We start from the raw sequence: 13,049 nt of genomic DNA on the forward strand, positions 1-13,049 counted from the left end.
AGCCATGAGGTCCCTGTTCCAAGCAGGGGTCTGGCAAGGAGCGATATGATGAAAGTGACCGTACAAGAAATCGTTATGCCCAAGCTGGCCGAATCGGTCGTAAGCGCCACGATCGAGCGCTGGCTGAAGCAGCCGGGCGAGCAGATCGGCATGTACGAGCCGGTATGCGAAATCATTACGGACAAAGTCGGGGCGGAGATTCCGTCCACGATCGCAGGCAAGCTGGTCAAAATCCTGGTCGGAACCGGAGAGACCGTCGAAGTCGGAACTCCGATCTGCCTGATCGAGACCGAGGCCGAAGCAGGATCGCCGGCCCGCGACGTTGCTCCAGCCGAAGAGGCGAGGTCCGCCGCGGCTGCATCCCCGGGGCAGCATGCGCGTCCTGCAGGAGCGATGCGCGGCCGGTACTCGCCGGCTGTCCTTCAGCTGTCCGCCGAGCACGGGATCGACCCTGCCGACGTTCCAGGAACGGGGACAGGCGGCAGGGTGACCCGCAAGGACATTCTGGCCCATGTCGAAGCATCGTCCAAGAGACAGGCTTCCGGCTCAGCAGCATCGGCATCCGTGCTTGAGCCCGGCGACCGGATCGTGGAATCCCGCGGTCCCGTTCGTTCTTCCGGGCTGCATCTCAGCGAGAGCCCGCGCATCCCTTCGGTGGAAGCCGAAGGCCAGGCGATTCCCGGACGAGGCGAGTATTTCATCGACGTGACCCCGATCCGCAATACGATCGCGACCCGGATGCGCCAAAGCGTCACGGAGATTCCGCATGGCTGGATGATGATCGAGGTGGATGTGACGAACCTGGTCGTGCTGCGGAGCAAGATCAAGGACGACTTCCGCAAGCGCGAAGGAACGAATCTGACCTACCTGGCGTTCTTCATCAAGGCGGTCGTCAATGCGATCAAGGACTTCCCGATCATCAACTCGGTATGGGCGGTCGATAAGATCATCGTCAAGCGCGACATCAACATCTCGATGTCGGTCGGAACGGAGGATTCCGTCATCACGCCGGTCATCAAGAACGCCGACCAGAAAAACATCGCCGGCCTCGCCCACGAGATCGACACCCTCGCGCGCAAAACCCGCGAAGGAAAGCTGCGTGTCGACGACGTCCAGGGAGGCACCTTCACGATCAACAACACCGGCTCGTTCGGGGCGATCCTGACCCAGCCGATCATCAACTATCCGCAAGCCGCCATCATCACGTTCGAATCCATCGTCAAGCGGCCCGTCGTCATCAACGACATGCTCGCTGTCCGTTCCATGGCGAACATCTGCCTGTCGCTGGACCATCGGATTCTGGACGGCGTCATCTGCGGACGCTTCCTGCAGCGGGTCAAGGAGAACCTGGAAAGCTTCAGCTCCGAGACGCATCTGTACTAAAACGAACGAATTTCACGACAGGGAGGATCCCATGAACATCAGGCAGCCATCCGGCAGGCCGCTCCTGGCTAGGTATATCGACTTCATAGAATATGGAGAAGCATGGGAGCTGCAAAAGGAATACGTAGCGGAAATCGACCGGGGGGAGAGAGCGGAGACGCTCCTCCTTCTTCAGCATCCGCCGACCTATACGCTTGGAACGGACCGCCATCCGGAGCATCTGCTGCTGAGCCCGGAAGAGCTCCGCAAGCAAGGCATCGGCGTGTTCGAAATCGACCGCGGCGGCGATATTACGTACCATGGACCGGGTCAGCTTGTCGGTTATCCGCTTATGTATCTCGATGCAAAAGGGCTCGATTTGCATGGCTTTTTAAGGGAATTGGAGCAGGTCATCATCGACTGGCTTGCCGATTACGGCATTGAAGGCGGGCGCAAGCCCGAGTATACGGGAGTGTGGGTCGGCGATGAGAAAATCGCCGCCATCGGCATCAAATTCAACAAAGCAAGGAAACGCAGAGGGTTCGTGACCAGCCATGGATTCGCCCTGAACATCAAGGCCGGCATTGCGGAGCAGGGGTTCAGCGGAATCATTCCATGCGGCATTCAGGAGTACGGGGTAACCTCGTTCGAGGATCTGACCGGCATCGAGATGAGTCTCGAGAGGGCGGCCAGGGAAATCCTGCCCCATTTCATGGGCAGGTTCGGCTTCGATCCGGCGACTGCAGCCGGGGAATGAGGAGATGAAGGGAGCCGGCCGGCCAGGCCGGCCGCTTCGTCAAAGCAGCCAGCCGATGCTGGACAGGACGGTCGTGACGAGCAGAGTAATCAACACGACGTAGACGATGACTTTCATGATGCGGTTGGGATTGTTCATCAGCTCTTCTCCTTCCGGGGCCGCTGCCCTCCGCATTCGGAGGACAACCCATACCGCTATTGTAACGGATTCGGAAGCAGATCGAAAGGAAGCGATCGGAAAATGGTACATAAAGACAGGGTTGTAAAAGAGTTCATGGAGCTTGTCCAAATCGACAGCGAATCCCGCAATGAAGGCGCGATCAGCCAAGAGCTGAAAAACAGATTTTCCGCCCTCGGACTTGAAATCGAAGAAGACGATGCGGCCGCCGCCACCGGTTATGGCGCGAACAATCTGTTCGCTACGCTGAAGGCTTCGCCAGGCGTCGAGGCGCCTGTCATCTTCTTCACCTCCCATATGGATACGGTGAAGCCGGGCATCGGCATCAAGCCCCGTCTCGACGACGACGGCTATCTGCGCAGCGACGGCACGACGATTCTCGGAAGCGACGACAAGGCGGGCCTGGCCGCGATGCTGGAGGCGATCCGGCTGCTCCAGGAGAACGGAATTCCACATGGAGAAGTCCAGTTCGTCATTACGGTCGGAGAGGAAACGGGCCTCGCCGGAGCCAGGGCGCTGGACCGCAGCAAGCTGCGCGCCGAATACGGCTATGCGCTCGATTCCAACGGACCGGTCGGGGGCATCGCGGTGGCGGCCCCGGCCCAGACGAAAATCTTCATCCATGTCAACGGCCGCTCGGCGCATGCCGGCGTCAATCCGGAAGACGGCATCAGCGCCATCCAAGTCGCCTCCAAGGCGATCTCGCGCATGCCTTTGGGACGAATCGACCATGAGACGACGGCTAATATCGGCCGGTTCGAGGGCGGCAACGCCACGAATATCGTCTGCGACTACGTCCGTCTGGAGGCCGAAGCCCGCAGCATCGACGGCGCCAAGCTGCAGGCGCAGATCGCCGCCATGAGGCAAGCGGTCGAAGCGACAGCTGCCGATTACGGGACGACAGCGTCGCTTGAGGACAGCCTGATCTATCCGTCCTACCTTCATGCCGATGACTCCGCCGTCGTTCTAGCGGCTGCCGCAGCGATCCGCTCTATCGGACTTTCTCCGTCGACCTTCCGCTCAGGCGGAGGCAGCGACGCCAACATCTTCAACGGACTGGGCGTGCCGACGGCCAATCTCGCTGTCGGCTACGAGCATATCCATACGACCAAGGAGCAGATCAAAGCCGACGATATCGCGAAGCTGGCGGAGCTAGTTGCGGCCATCATCCGCTTGAGCGGCCAAGCGTAGCAGAGCGCCTTTCCCAGGGATCGGCGGGCCGCCAGGCGGAACGGAAAGCCTTGAAATGGACTCGCCGTCAGGAACGCTTGGAGAGGAATCTTTCCAGGCTCTTCTCTTCCGTGCGCCCGGCTTCGCGGCTCAGCTTGCGGAGGGTATGGCGGATTTCCCATGCTTTTCCGACCAGCTTGAGCTCCTTGGCTCCAACGTACATTTTCATGGATACGCACATCCTTATCACGAAGGTTATGCCTGAGCATATGAAGAGATGGGACAAGTTATTCCGGAGCGTCGCAGTCCGGCTCCGAACGAACAGGAGGCTGATGGACAAATGAACCAATCGGACGGGCCTAAAAAGCTTCCCGGCGCGGAGACGACCGTTTCATCCGAAACGATCTTCGAGGGCCGCATCATCACGCTGCAAGTCGATCAGGTCAAGCTTCCCGGCGGCAAGATCACATCCCGGGAAATCGTGCGCCATCCTGGCGCCGCGGCCGTGATCGCGCTGCTGGACGGCAAGCTGCTGACGGTCGGCCAATACCGCAAGCCGATGGACAAATACCAGGTCGAGATCCCTGCAGGCAAGCTGGATCCCGGCGAGGACCCGGCGACATGCGCCGCGCGCGAGCTGCGCGAGGAGACGGGGGTAAGCGCCTCGGAGATGAAGCTGGTGGATGCGTTCTATACTTCGCCGGGGTTCGCCGACGAGAAGGTGTATCTCTACGCCGCCGAAGGACTCAGCCAAGGCGAGAGCCAGCCTGACGACGATGAAGAGCTGCATGTCGAAGCCCTGACGATGGAGCAAGCCGAGGCCTACATCCGTGAAGGCGTCATCGGAGACGCCAAGACGCTCATGGCGGTGTATTTGTGGAAGCTTTATCTGCACACCGGCGTGATGGGCTTCCGCAGCGAGAACTAGCAAGCTGGCATGAACCGGACCTGCCGGGCATAGATTGTCCATACGCGGACAAGCCTGGAAGGAGGAAGGCGAATGCTTGGCATCTTCAAGGCACCGGACAGGGAGAGCAGGATGCTGCTCTTGTTCGTCGCGGTGCTTTTTGCTGTAGGAGTCTTATTCGGCATAGTACTGGCAAGCTCGCTTCCCGCCGGGCAGCAGCAGAGCCTCGGAGAGGAGCTGAGCGTCTTCATGGGCTCGCTCTCCGCCGGCTCCGGCCCTGATCCTGCAGCGGCCTTCTGGAGCGCGCAGTGGCTGCATGGCCGCTGGCTGCTCGCGATCTGGCTGCTGGGCTTGACCGTAGTCGGAATGCCGTTCATCCTGGCGCTCGATTTCTTCAAAGGCGTGCTCGTCGGATTCGCGATCGGAACGCTCGTCAGCCAGCTGTCGTGGAGAGGCTTCGCCTTTTCCCTGCTGTCAGTCGTTCCTCCGAATTTGATCGGCGTCCCGGCATACTTGGCCGTCAGCAGCGCATCGATCTCTTTTTCCCTCTATGTCATCCGCAACCGGTTCATCCGCAGGAAAGGTTCCCTGCTGCCTCCCGCAGCTGCGCTTGCCGGCACTGCGGCGGCGATGTTCCTTGTGCTGGCGGCTGCTTCGGCGGTCGACGCCTGGCTGTCTCCGTCCTTGATGAGATGGGCGGCGGACTGGGCGGCAGCAAGCCGGAATCATTGACTTCATAGAAGTTTTCCAACTATAATAGGTTCATAAGCGCCGGCGGCAAGCCGGCTTTCTTGTAGTAGGGGGGAATTATGGAATCCCGCATTGATGCCATTAAGCAGCAGCTCCAGTCGCAGGGCTACAAGTTGACCCCGCAGCGCGAAGCAACCGTTCGCGTCCTGCTTGAGAACGAAGAGGATCATCTCAGCGCCGAGGATGTGTTCATGCTCGTCAAGGATAAGGCTCCCGAGATCGGCCTTGCCACCGTCTACCGCACGCTTGAGCTCCTCAGCGAGCTTCACGTCGTGGAGAAGATGAACTTCGGAGACGGCGTAGCCCGTTACGATCTCAGAACGGACAACAGCAAGCATCACCATCATCATCTGATTTGCGTGCAATGCGGCTCCATGGAGGAGATCAAGGACGACTGGCTCGGACCTCTGGAAGAACGTCTCGAAGCCGAGTACGGATTTTCCGTTCTGGACCACCGGCTTGATTTTCAAGGGATCTGCAGGCGCTGCCGAGACCTGAGCGACTCAAAAAAGCCATGACAGCTCTGCATTCGTTTCCGGCCCCCAGCGGGGAGGGAAATGGAATGGCAGAGCTGTTTTCTGCTTTCAGCGGGCAGCGTGTAGGCAGGACTTTGCCGCCGGCAGACAGACGGAGCCGATTCGTCCGAGCTGGAGCAGTCCGGCTCCTTGGGAGCGGCTTCCATAGCCCGGCAGCCTGCGTGCACACCGCTTGAGCACCGATGCGGCTCCTGCCGGGGGAAGGCAGGGATGGGCGGCGAGCAGCAGGGCGGCGCCTGCCTTGCGGGAGCAATTATGGGCATAGAGCGCGATCGGCGAGCATAGGTTGTCACTGTAAAGGAGGCGCCTGTCCATGATTCTCTCCATCCGAAGCTGGCTGTCGCGGCTGGCTTTCATCGCGCTGTTCGCTGCCCTTACCGTCGTGTTCTACGAAGGCTGCCGCTTGGCTGAAAGCTGGGTCGCTCCGGTCAATCCTTATGCGCTGCCCCGAGGGCCTGCCCTCAAAGTATTCGAGCCTCACGGGGCGCCGCCGGAGGGCGGTACGATCGCCGACAGGCTGCGCTGGTTCTACTATAACGGGGAATGATCGGATACGGCGGAAGAGCCGGCATGATGCCGGAGCTTCCGCCGTTTGCCGTAAAGGGGGTTCACCGTCTATACTGACAAGCGAGGGGGAGGTTGGAATGGAGCTGAATCAATGCCTGTTCGCATATCTGGAAGAGCTGCAAAACGGCAGGAGAGTTTCGGCATCCACCTATGATGCCTACCGCCGCGACCTGGAGCATGCGCTGGCGTATCTGGAGGGGCAAGGCCTCTCGTCCATCGGGAGCGTCCAGAAGCATCATCTGATGCGTTATTTGCAGCGCATCAAGGAGGAGGGCTGCCGTCAGTCCACCGTTTTGCGCCGGCTCGCTTCGATTCGTTCCTTCTATCGCTTCCTGACGCGGGTCGGCTATACCGACCGCGATCCTTCCATGCATGTGGAGCTGTCCCGCAGCGAGCTGCCGAGACCCGTGCCCCTGACGCTCGACGAGGTCGAGCTGCTGATGAATGCTCCGGAGACGGATTCTCCGGCAGGTCTCCGGGACAAGGCGATGCTGGAGCTGCTCTACGGCTCCGGCATCCGGGTGTCGGAGCTGCTCGGCATGAGCGTGTCCGATGCCAATACCGGCATGGGCTACGTACGAGTCGTATCTCCCCGGTCCAGGGAGCGGATCGTTCCGCTCGGCCATATCGCCTCCGGCTGGATGGGGCTTTATTTGCGGGAAGGCAGGCCGAGGCTTGCAGAGCAGGCGGAAGCCGGAGACGGGCTTTCGAGGCGGCGGCCCGACGTTCATGACCGGGAAGAGGCAGCGCCCTTGTTTCTCAATCCGGCCGGGGAAAGGATGTCCCGACAGGGATTCTGGAAGCTGATCAAGAAGCATGCGCGCCACTCCGGAATCGACGATCCCGAGAAAATAACGCCGCATTCGCTGCGGACTTCGTTTGCCGCCCATCTGCTCGAGCGGGGCGCCGACATGCGCGCCGTGCAGGAGATGATGGGCCATGCCGGAATCGTGTCCACGGAGCGTTATGCCGGCACGGAAAGGCCTCGGGTAAAGGACGTATACGAAAGAGCGCATCCGCGCGCAGGCAATCCCGCAGATCGTTTTTGAGACAAGAAAGGAAGATGAATAATGACGACAGCAGCACCGACGGCCTTACATATCCGGGAGGCAGCGGATTATATCGCCTCCAAGACATCGATCAAACCGCAGGTCGGCCTCATCATGGGATCCGGCCTCGGCATTCTCGGGGATTATATCGAAGAAGCGGTGACGATCCATTACAGCGACATTCCCCACTTTCCGATCTCGACCGTAGAAGGGCATGCCGGCGAGCTGCTGGTCGGCAAGCTTTCAGGCGTGAGCGTCATCCTCATGAGAGGGCGCTTCCATATGTACGAAGGATATGGAGCCGAGCTGACGGCTTTCCCGGTCCGTGTCATGAAAGCGCTTGGAGCGGACAAGCTGCTAGTCACCAATGCGGCAGGCGGAATCAATACGAACTATGAAGCGGGCGACCTGATGCTGATATCCGATCAGATCAACTTCACCGGACGCAACCCGCTCATCGGACCGAACGACAGCTCGATCGGCGTCCGCTTCCCGGACATGTCCGAAGGCTACAGCCGCAGAATGCGTGCCGTAGCGAACGAGATCGCTTCGGAGCAAGGCTTCGCCCTGCGCGAGGGCGTCTACCTGGCCGTTCTCGGTCCATCCTACGAGACTCCTGCCGAGATCCGCATGATGCGTACTCTGGGAGCGGACGCCGTCGGAATGTCCACCGTAGCCGAGGTCATCGCGGCGCGGCATTGCGGCATGGAGACGGTCGGGATTTCCTGCATCACGAACATGGCTTCAGGCATCTTGGACCAGCCTTTGTCGCATGAAGAAGTCATCGAGACGACAGAACGCGTCAAATCTCGCTTCCTTGGGCTTGTGCAAGCCCTCATTCCGCGCCTTTAGTCCTTTCTCGCCTCCAAAAATGATTCTTTCGGCTCGACGCGGCGCGACAGCATTTTTAATTCGCGTGGCGTATGATGACCGTGATAAATCATGAAATTTGGAGAGGAATGTATGAACGAGAGCGTTCCATTAAATCAGCAGATCGAACGGCTGCGCGGCCAAATGGTGCAGTCGGCTGAAACCCAGAATACGCTTCTGCACCGCGAAGTGCTGCGGATCAGCCAGTCTCTGGACCGGCTCATCGTGCAGGTACAGGAAGAGCGGATGACCAAGAGTCGCAAATACTAGCAGCTTTTCGGACCTGTCGAACGGGAGCCGGGCTGCCAATCGCAAGCGGGCCATGCGGGCCATTCACCGGAGAAATGTCTTCGGAGATAGCCGCATGACCCGCTATTTGTGTTGAGCCTTAGAATATCTTCCTCTTAATTGGGCGATACTGGAAAAATGTTGTGCGCCATCCTGCCACATTCCAGGAGGCCGCCAGACCTATTAGGAGGGAAACGAATTGAAACGATCCGGTAAGAAATGGGTAGCGATCATATTAGGCTTGCAGCTGATTCTGGCCTTGCCGGCCGCGGGAGCCGCCGCCCCTGCGCTTCAGCCGCTGACGCCGGGAACGGCAGAGGCGCTTGAAGCCGCTTCTGCGGCCAACCCTGCGGCGTCGACAGGCTCCGACCTGGCTCCTTCCGCCCGTTCGGCCATCGTCATGGATGCGGACAGCGGAACCGTCATCTATGAAAAGAACAGCCACGCCAAGCTTCCTCCGGCAAGCATCACCAAGATCATGACGATGCTGCTGACGATGGAAGCTTTGAAGGACGGCAAGATCAAGCTGACCGACAAGGTGCGGACGAGCGAATATGCGGCTTCCATGGGCGGTTCCCAGATCTTCCTGGAGCCTGGGGAAGAAATGACGGTGAACGATATGCTCAAGGGCATCGCGATGGCGTCGGGCAACGACGCTTCGGTCGCGATCGCCGAGAAGCTCGAAGGGACCGAAGCGGAATTCGTCGCCATGATGAACGCCAAGGCTGCTCAGCTCGGACTCAAGGATACGCATTTCGCCAACTGCAACGGGTTGCCGGCTGCGGATCATTACTCATCCGCCCACGATATCGCCGTCATGTCCAGGGAACTGCTCAAGTACGGCGACATCACCAAATATACCGGCCAATACCAGGACTATCTCCGCAAGGATTCGGCCAAGCCGTTCTGGCTCGTCAACACGAACAAGCTGGTGCGCTTTTATGACGGCGCCGACGGCCTCAAGACCGGCTACACGACCGAAGCGAAGTACTGCCTGTCGGCGACGGCTTTCCGTGACGGCATGAGGGTCATCGCGGTCGTCATGGGAGAGCCGAACACGAAGACGCGCAACGCGGAAGTGTCGGGACTGCTCGATTATTCCTTTGCCCAGTACGCCAACTACCCAATCCTGAAAAAAGGCGAAAGCATGGGGATGCTGACGATCGAGAAAGGCGTGAAGAGCAAGCTTCAGCTGACCGCGCAAAACAATTACAGCATCCTGATGAAGAAGGGCGCCGCGGCCAAGGATATCCGCTTCGAGCTTAAAATTGAAGGCCCTGTCAAAGCTCCGGTCAAAATCGGCGATCCCGTCGGCAAGCTGATCGTCTATCAGGGGGACAAGGTGATCAAGGAATTCCCGGTCGACATGCCGGTATCCGTGGAACGCGCCGGATGGTGGAAGCTGTTCAAGCGCTCGACCGGAAGCCTGTTCTCTTAAGCGAGAAATGTCATAACCTAGCGCCCTGCTTCTAGTTTTGTCGTCAGGCAGGAAAGGAGCTTCGCCATGGAGAATCCCTCTGTCATTCAACGGGAGGAGTGTGCAGAGCAATGAGTCTTCATGTCGATCTGGAACATCAGCGCCATATCCTGATCGTCCGCCTGCAGGGAGAGCTGGATCACCATACGGCGGATGAAGTCAGGGCCAGGATGGAGGATGCGATCCTCAGGGGAAACAGCACCCATGTCATCCTCAGCCTGAAGGAACTGGCCTTCATGGACAGCTCCGGGCTTGGAGTCATCCTCGGCCGCTACAAGCTGCTGAAGAGCCGGGGAGGCAAAATGGTCATCTGCGACGTCAGTCCGGGAGTGTACAGGCTGTTCGAGCTGTCAGGCCTGTTCAAGATCATGCCGATTCACGACAATGAGCGCGACGCGCTCTCAAGCCTGGAGGTTGCCCTATGAATGCATCCCGGTCCAATGCCATGCAGCTCAGCTTCAGCGCCCGTTCCGAGAACGAAGCCTTCGCGCGAGTCAGCGTGGCGGCATTCGTCTCCCAGCTTGATCCGACGATGGAGGAGCTCAACGACCTCAAGACGGTCATTTCCGAGGCGGTAACCAACTGCATCATCCATGCCTATGACTGCGACGAATCCAAGATGGTCAGAATCGAAGCCTCCATCGAAGGCGATTCCGTGACCATCGTCATTTCCGATGAAGGAAGCGGGATCGAGGATCTGGAGCTGGCGCAGCAGCCGCTGTATACATCCAAGCCTGAATTGGAGCGTTCAGGCATGGGCTTCACGATCATGGAAAATTTCATGGACAGCTTTGAGGTTACCAGCGAGCCCGGTCGCGGTACCCAGATCGCCATGACCAAGCGAATCGAATCCAAAAAGGCGCTCTACAATTAGAACGCATAGGGGCTGAATCATGGATGCCGAGTTGAAGAAAAACGCGGGTCCTTACCTGGACGATTCGGAAGTCAAGCGGCTCATCGCTCTGAGCCAATCCGGAGATTCCCTTGCCAGGGATACGCTGGCCCGCTGCAATATCCGTCTGGTCTGGTCGGTCGTCCAGCGCTTCATCAACCGCGGCTACGAGCCGGAGGACCTGTTCCAGATCGGCTGCATCGGATTGCTCAAATCCGTCGACAAGTTCGATCTCAGCTATGACGTCAAATTTTCCACTTATGCCGTTCCGATGATCATCGGCGAAATCCAGCGCTTCCTGCGGGATGACGGCACCCTCAAAGTAAGCCGCTCCCTCAAGGAAACGGCCAACAAAGTGCGCAAGGCGAAGGACGAGCTGTCCAAGACGCTCGGCAGGCTGCCGACCATCTCCGAGGTGGCCGGATTTCTCGGCATTACGCCGGAGGACGTCGTCTTCGCCCAGGAAGCCAATAAACCTCCGACATCGATCCACGAGACGGTATTCGAGAATGACGGAGATCCGATCACGCTCATGGATCAGATCGCCGACGAGTCCGGGGAGCGATGGTTCGACCGGCTGGCACTCAACGAAGCGATCGGCGGGCTGACCGAGCGGGAGCGCCTGATCGTGTACCTGCGTTATTACCGGGATCAGACCCAATCCGAGGTGGCCGGCAGGCTCGGCATCTCCCAGGTGCAGGTATCGAGGCTCGAGAAGAAAATATTGCAATCGATCAAGGACCAGATCGCCCAATAGGGCGGCCTGGCCTTTTTTTGCTGTTGGAGCCTGCCGGATGAGAACGGGGCGATTTGCCCCGGGACGAGTAACCTTAATCATCCTGTCCCATACTATCCATGCACAGGCAAATGCGGAAGGAGGCGGGAGAATGAAGGGCAAGCCGGCTGATCCTACGGAGACGAAGGTCTACCTTCGGATGAAAAAAAGAATAACGGTTCCGCCTGGAAGCACAGTCCGCCTCGGAGCGGTCGCGCGGCTGCTCGCCGAGCCGCCGCTGCTGGAGCGGCTGCAGCAGCTGCCGCTCTACACCCACCGCAAGGAAGACGGCAACCGGGTCGTCATCGACGTGCTGCAGATCATCAAGACGCTGCGGGAGAAAGCGCCGGCCACGATGGTGGAGACATACGGCGATCCCCAGGTGCTGATCATGGTCGAGGAGAACGGGGCATCCGCAACGCCGCGCGCCGCCGTTCTGGTCGCCGCCTGGCTGCTGCTTTTTTTCGGAGCGGGTCTGGCCATCATGAACTTCCATACGGATGTCAGCATGAAAGAGGTCCATCAACGGCTCGCCTTCCTGCTCACCGGCAAGCAGACGCTCCATCCGCTCTGGTTCCAGATTCCGTATTCGTTCGGAGTCGGACTGGGAATGATCATTTTCTTCAATCGTATTTTCCGCAGGCGGTTCAACGAGGAGCCTAATCCGCTGGAGCTGGAAATGTACACCTATCAGGAAAATATCAACGCCTACGTCATTGCCGATGAGATGCGGAAGAAAGCGGGGAGAGTGGAGGAGAAAAGCGATGGCTGACCTGTTCGCGGGAATATTCATGGGCGTGCTTGGCTTGGCGGGGGGCATCGCGGTCGGGAGCGGCATGGTGGCGCTGCTGATTGTCTTCGATCTGATTCCGAGGCTGGCTCAGCTTGCCCGGGCGTTCAGCAAAGCCGCCGTGTTCGAGTCGGCTGTCGTCGGAGGTTCGGTGTTCTGGACCTGGGCCGATTTCTTCGATTGGCGGATTCGCCTGCCGGTTGTCCTCGCCCTTCCATTGCCGGGACTGTTATGCGGAATCTTCATCGGCATGCTGGCCGCCGCCTTGACGGAAGTGATGAATGTGCTTCCGATTCTGGCCAAGCGGCTGCGGCTGACCGCATTCATGGGAGCGCTGGTCATGGCGATGGTGATCGGCAAGACAGCGGGTTCTTTGTTCGACTGGCTCGTTTATCAGTGGTAGCTTGCCCGTGCAAGCAGCTGGCCTATATGGAAGGCGTGCATTTCCTTCCTTCTGAACGATCAACATCATGACACGGCGGTGATTGCATTATGACGAAATGGCAGCGAGTGAAGCGGATCGGCGAAGAGAAAGGAAAGCCGGCGGAGAGCCGCGAGGAGAAAAGGAATTTCTCCATCGACGAGGACTGGATGGAAGCTTTCCTGTTGGAGGGCTCGGGAGATCTCGGAGAGCGGAGCGAGGCTGCTGAGGATGACCTGGCTGGCGCGCTCGTCGCCGAAG

The 13,049-nt window shown here is 59.2% G+C and carries 19 protein-coding genes; 16 read left to right on the plus strand and 3 right to left on the minus strand.

The annotated features are described in order from the left end of the window. Nucleotides 1-45: 45 nt before the first annotated feature. Together AC06G8_RS09370 and lipB are read left to right on the plus strand one after the other, a co-directional pair. Nucleotides 46-1,383, plus strand: a complete 1,338-nt coding sequence (locus AC06G8_RS09370) for a dihydrolipoamide acetyltransferase family protein (RefSeq protein WP_480285121.1) — start codon at nucleotides 46-48, stop codon at nucleotides 1,381-1,383. A 31-nt stretch (nucleotides 1,384-1,414) separates the two neighbouring features. After that, on the plus strand, nucleotides 1,415-2,119 hold the full coding sequence (gene lipB / locus AC06G8_RS09375) for a lipoyl(octanoyl) transferase LipB (RefSeq protein ID WP_447661834.1): 705 nt from the start codon (nucleotides 1,415-1,417) through the stop codon (nucleotides 2,117-2,119). A gap of 39 nt (nucleotides 2,120-2,158) precedes the next feature. Here lipB and prli42 read toward each other — a convergent pair whose 3' ends face one another. Beyond that, on the minus strand, nucleotides 2,159-2,257 hold the full coding sequence (gene prli42, locus AC06G8_RS09380) for a stressosome-associated protein Prli42 (RefSeq protein WP_157053892.1): 99 nt from the start codon (nucleotides 2,255-2,257) through the stop codon (nucleotides 2,159-2,161). A gap of 102 nt (nucleotides 2,258-2,359) precedes the next feature. Here prli42 and AC06G8_RS09385 point away from each other — a divergent pair, with 102 nt between their 5' ends. Then, nucleotides 2,360-3,487 (plus strand): M20/M25/M40 family metallo-hydrolase, encoded by a 1,128-nt coding sequence (locus AC06G8_RS09385; protein WP_447661833.1) that lies wholly within the window; start codon nucleotides 2,360-2,362, stop codon nucleotides 3,485-3,487. 67 nt (nucleotides 3,488-3,554) lie between these two features. Here AC06G8_RS09385 and mciZ read toward each other — a convergent pair whose 3' ends face one another. Further along, a complete protein-coding gene (gene mciZ / locus AC06G8_RS09390) occupies nucleotides 3,555-3,695 on the minus strand; it encodes a Z-ring formation inhibitor MciZ (RefSeq protein WP_480285122.1) in 141 nt (46 codons plus the stop codon). Between the two features lie 111 nt (nucleotides 3,696-3,806). On the opposite strand from mciZ, the gene AC06G8_RS09395 reads away from it, so the two are divergent. The 3 genes from AC06G8_RS09395 to fur all read left to right on the plus strand — a co-directional run bounded on the left by AC06G8_RS09395 (nucleotide 3,807) and on the right by fur (nucleotide 5,641). Continuing rightward, complete coding sequence (locus AC06G8_RS09395; RefSeq protein WP_447661831.1) at nucleotides 3,807-4,394, plus strand: NUDIX hydrolase; 588 nt, start codon at nucleotides 3,807-3,809, stop codon at nucleotides 4,392-4,394. A 72-nt stretch (nucleotides 4,395-4,466) separates the two neighbouring features. Next, nucleotides 4,467-5,105: a stage II sporulation protein M gene (spoIIM, locus tag AC06G8_RS09400; RefSeq protein ID WP_480285123.1), complete on the plus strand. Its 639-nt coding sequence runs from the start codon at nucleotides 4,467-4,469 to the stop codon at nucleotides 5,103-5,105. Between the two features lie 77 nt (nucleotides 5,106-5,182). Further along, on the plus strand, nucleotides 5,183-5,641 hold the full coding sequence (fur, locus tag AC06G8_RS09405) for a ferric iron uptake transcriptional regulator (protein ID WP_447661829.1): 459 nt from the start codon (nucleotides 5,183-5,185) through the stop codon (nucleotides 5,639-5,641). 66 nt (nucleotides 5,642-5,707) lie between these two features. Here fur and AC06G8_RS09410 read toward each other — a convergent pair whose 3' ends face one another. Continuing rightward, nucleotides 5,708-5,974, minus strand: coding sequence for a hypothetical protein (locus tag AC06G8_RS09410; RefSeq protein ID WP_480285124.1), 267 nt, complete (start codon nucleotides 5,972-5,974; stop codon nucleotides 5,708-5,710). On the opposite strand from AC06G8_RS09410, the gene AC06G8_RS09415 reads away from it, so the two are divergent. From AC06G8_RS09415 to AC06G8_RS09460, 10 genes are all read left to right on the plus strand, one after another. Further along, complete coding sequence (locus AC06G8_RS09415; protein ID WP_480285125.1) at nucleotides 5,973-6,206, plus strand: DUF4227 family protein; 234 nt, start codon at nucleotides 5,973-5,975, stop codon at nucleotides 6,204-6,206. The two genes, AC06G8_RS09410 and AC06G8_RS09415, sit on opposite strands and share 2 nt — an antisense overlap. Before the next feature lie 97 nt (nucleotides 6,207-6,303). After that, entirely contained in the window at nucleotides 6,304-7,275 is a 972-nt protein-coding gene (locus tag AC06G8_RS09420; protein WP_480285126.1) for a tyrosine recombinase, read from the plus strand. 21 nt (nucleotides 7,276-7,296) lie between these two features. Next, nucleotides 7,297-8,127 (plus strand): purine-nucleoside phosphorylase, encoded by an 831-nt coding sequence (locus AC06G8_RS09425; RefSeq protein WP_447661826.1) that lies wholly within the window; start codon nucleotides 7,297-7,299, stop codon nucleotides 8,125-8,127. A gap of 111 nt (nucleotides 8,128-8,238) precedes the next feature. Beyond that, a complete protein-coding gene (locus tag AC06G8_RS09430) occupies nucleotides 8,239-8,415 on the plus strand; it encodes an aspartyl-phosphate phosphatase Spo0E family protein (RefSeq protein ID WP_447661825.1) in 177 nt (58 codons plus the stop codon). Between the two features lie 217 nt (nucleotides 8,416-8,632). Further along, complete coding sequence (locus AC06G8_RS09435; protein ID WP_447661824.1) at nucleotides 8,633-9,871, plus strand: D-alanyl-D-alanine carboxypeptidase family protein; 1,239 nt, start codon at nucleotides 8,633-8,635, stop codon at nucleotides 9,869-9,871. A 110-nt stretch (nucleotides 9,872-9,981) separates the two neighbouring features. Continuing rightward, complete coding sequence (spoIIAA, locus tag AC06G8_RS09440; protein ID WP_048748177.1) at nucleotides 9,982-10,335, plus strand: anti-sigma F factor antagonist; 354 nt, start codon at nucleotides 9,982-9,984, stop codon at nucleotides 10,333-10,335. After that, entirely contained in the window at nucleotides 10,332-10,784 is a 453-nt protein-coding gene (spoIIAB, locus tag AC06G8_RS09445; protein WP_480285127.1) for an anti-sigma F factor, read from the plus strand. Before spoIIAA ends, spoIIAB begins: the two co-directional genes overlap by 4 nt. A 19-nt stretch (nucleotides 10,785-10,803) precedes the next feature. Next, on the plus strand, nucleotides 10,804-11,559 hold the full coding sequence (gene sigF / locus AC06G8_RS09450) for an RNA polymerase sporulation sigma factor SigF (protein ID WP_447661822.1): 756 nt from the start codon (nucleotides 10,804-10,806) through the stop codon (nucleotides 11,557-11,559). Nucleotides 11,560-11,689: 130 nt separating this feature from the next. Further along, nucleotides 11,690-12,349 carry a stage V sporulation protein AA gene (locus AC06G8_RS09455; protein ID WP_480285128.1) on the plus strand — a complete coding sequence of 220 codons (660 nt, stop codon included), beginning with the start codon at nucleotides 11,690-11,692 and terminating at the stop codon, nucleotides 12,347-12,349. After that, nucleotides 12,342-12,770 (plus strand): stage V sporulation protein AB, encoded by a 429-nt coding sequence (locus AC06G8_RS09460; RefSeq protein WP_447661820.1) that lies wholly within the window; start codon nucleotides 12,342-12,344, stop codon nucleotides 12,768-12,770. The genes AC06G8_RS09455 and AC06G8_RS09460 overlap by 8 nt, the downstream gene beginning before the upstream one ends. Nucleotides 12,771-13,049 lie beyond the last annotated feature (279 nt).

The organism is Paenibacillus sp. SJS-P3, assembly GCF_056711585.1.

What these genes read in the sequence shown, in the direction of transcription:
- AC06G8_RS09370 (WP_480285121.1), top strand. Translation starts at nt 46, where the DNA reads ATGATGAAAGTGACCGTACAAGAAATCGTTATGCCCAAGCTGGCCGAA.
- lipB (WP_447661834.1), top strand. Translation starts at nt 1,415, where the DNA reads ATGAACATCAGGCAGCCATCCGGCAGGCCGCTCCTGGCTAGGTATATC.
- prli42 (WP_157053892.1), bottom strand. Translation starts at nt 2,257, where the DNA reads ATGAACAATCCCAACCGCATCATGAAAGTCATCGTCTACGTCGTGTTG.
- AC06G8_RS09385 (WP_447661833.1), top strand. Translation starts at nt 2,360, where the DNA reads ATGGTACATAAAGACAGGGTTGTAAAAGAGTTCATGGAGCTTGTCCAA.
- mciZ (WP_480285122.1), bottom strand. Translation starts at nt 3,695, where the DNA reads ATGAAAATGTACGTTGGAGCCAAGGAGCTCAAGCTGGTCGGAAAAGCA.
- AC06G8_RS09395 (WP_447661831.1), top strand. Translation starts at nt 3,807, where the DNA reads ATGAACCAATCGGACGGGCCTAAAAAGCTTCCCGGCGCGGAGACGACC.
- spoIIM (WP_480285123.1), top strand. Translation starts at nt 4,467, where the DNA reads ATGCTTGGCATCTTCAAGGCACCGGACAGGGAGAGCAGGATGCTGCTC.
- fur (WP_447661829.1), top strand. Translation starts at nt 5,183, where the DNA reads ATGGAATCCCGCATTGATGCCATTAAGCAGCAGCTCCAGTCGCAGGGC.
- AC06G8_RS09415 (WP_480285125.1), top strand. Translation starts at nt 5,973, where the DNA reads ATGATTCTCTCCATCCGAAGCTGGCTGTCGCGGCTGGCTTTCATCGCG.
- AC06G8_RS09410 (WP_480285124.1), bottom strand. Translation starts at nt 5,974, where the DNA reads ATGGACAGGCGCCTCCTTTACAGTGACAACCTATGCTCGCCGATCGCG.
- AC06G8_RS09420 (WP_480285126.1), top strand. Translation starts at nt 6,304, where the DNA reads ATGGAGCTGAATCAATGCCTGTTCGCATATCTGGAAGAGCTGCAAAAC.
- AC06G8_RS09425 (WP_447661826.1), top strand. Translation starts at nt 7,297, where the DNA reads ATGACGACAGCAGCACCGACGGCCTTACATATCCGGGAGGCAGCGGAT.
- AC06G8_RS09430 (WP_447661825.1), top strand. Translation starts at nt 8,239, where the DNA reads ATGAACGAGAGCGTTCCATTAAATCAGCAGATCGAACGGCTGCGCGGC.
- spoIIAA (WP_048748177.1), top strand. Translation starts at nt 9,982, where the DNA reads ATGAGTCTTCATGTCGATCTGGAACATCAGCGCCATATCCTGATCGTC.
- spoIIAB (WP_480285127.1), top strand. Translation starts at nt 10,332, where the DNA reads ATGAATGCATCCCGGTCCAATGCCATGCAGCTCAGCTTCAGCGCCCGT.
- sigF (WP_447661822.1), top strand. Translation starts at nt 10,804, where the DNA reads ATGGATGCCGAGTTGAAGAAAAACGCGGGTCCTTACCTGGACGATTCG.
- AC06G8_RS09455 (WP_480285128.1), top strand. Translation starts at nt 11,690, where the DNA reads ATGAAGGGCAAGCCGGCTGATCCTACGGAGACGAAGGTCTACCTTCGG.
- AC06G8_RS09460 (WP_447661820.1), top strand. Translation starts at nt 12,342, where the DNA reads ATGGCTGACCTGTTCGCGGGAATATTCATGGGCGTGCTTGGCTTGGCG.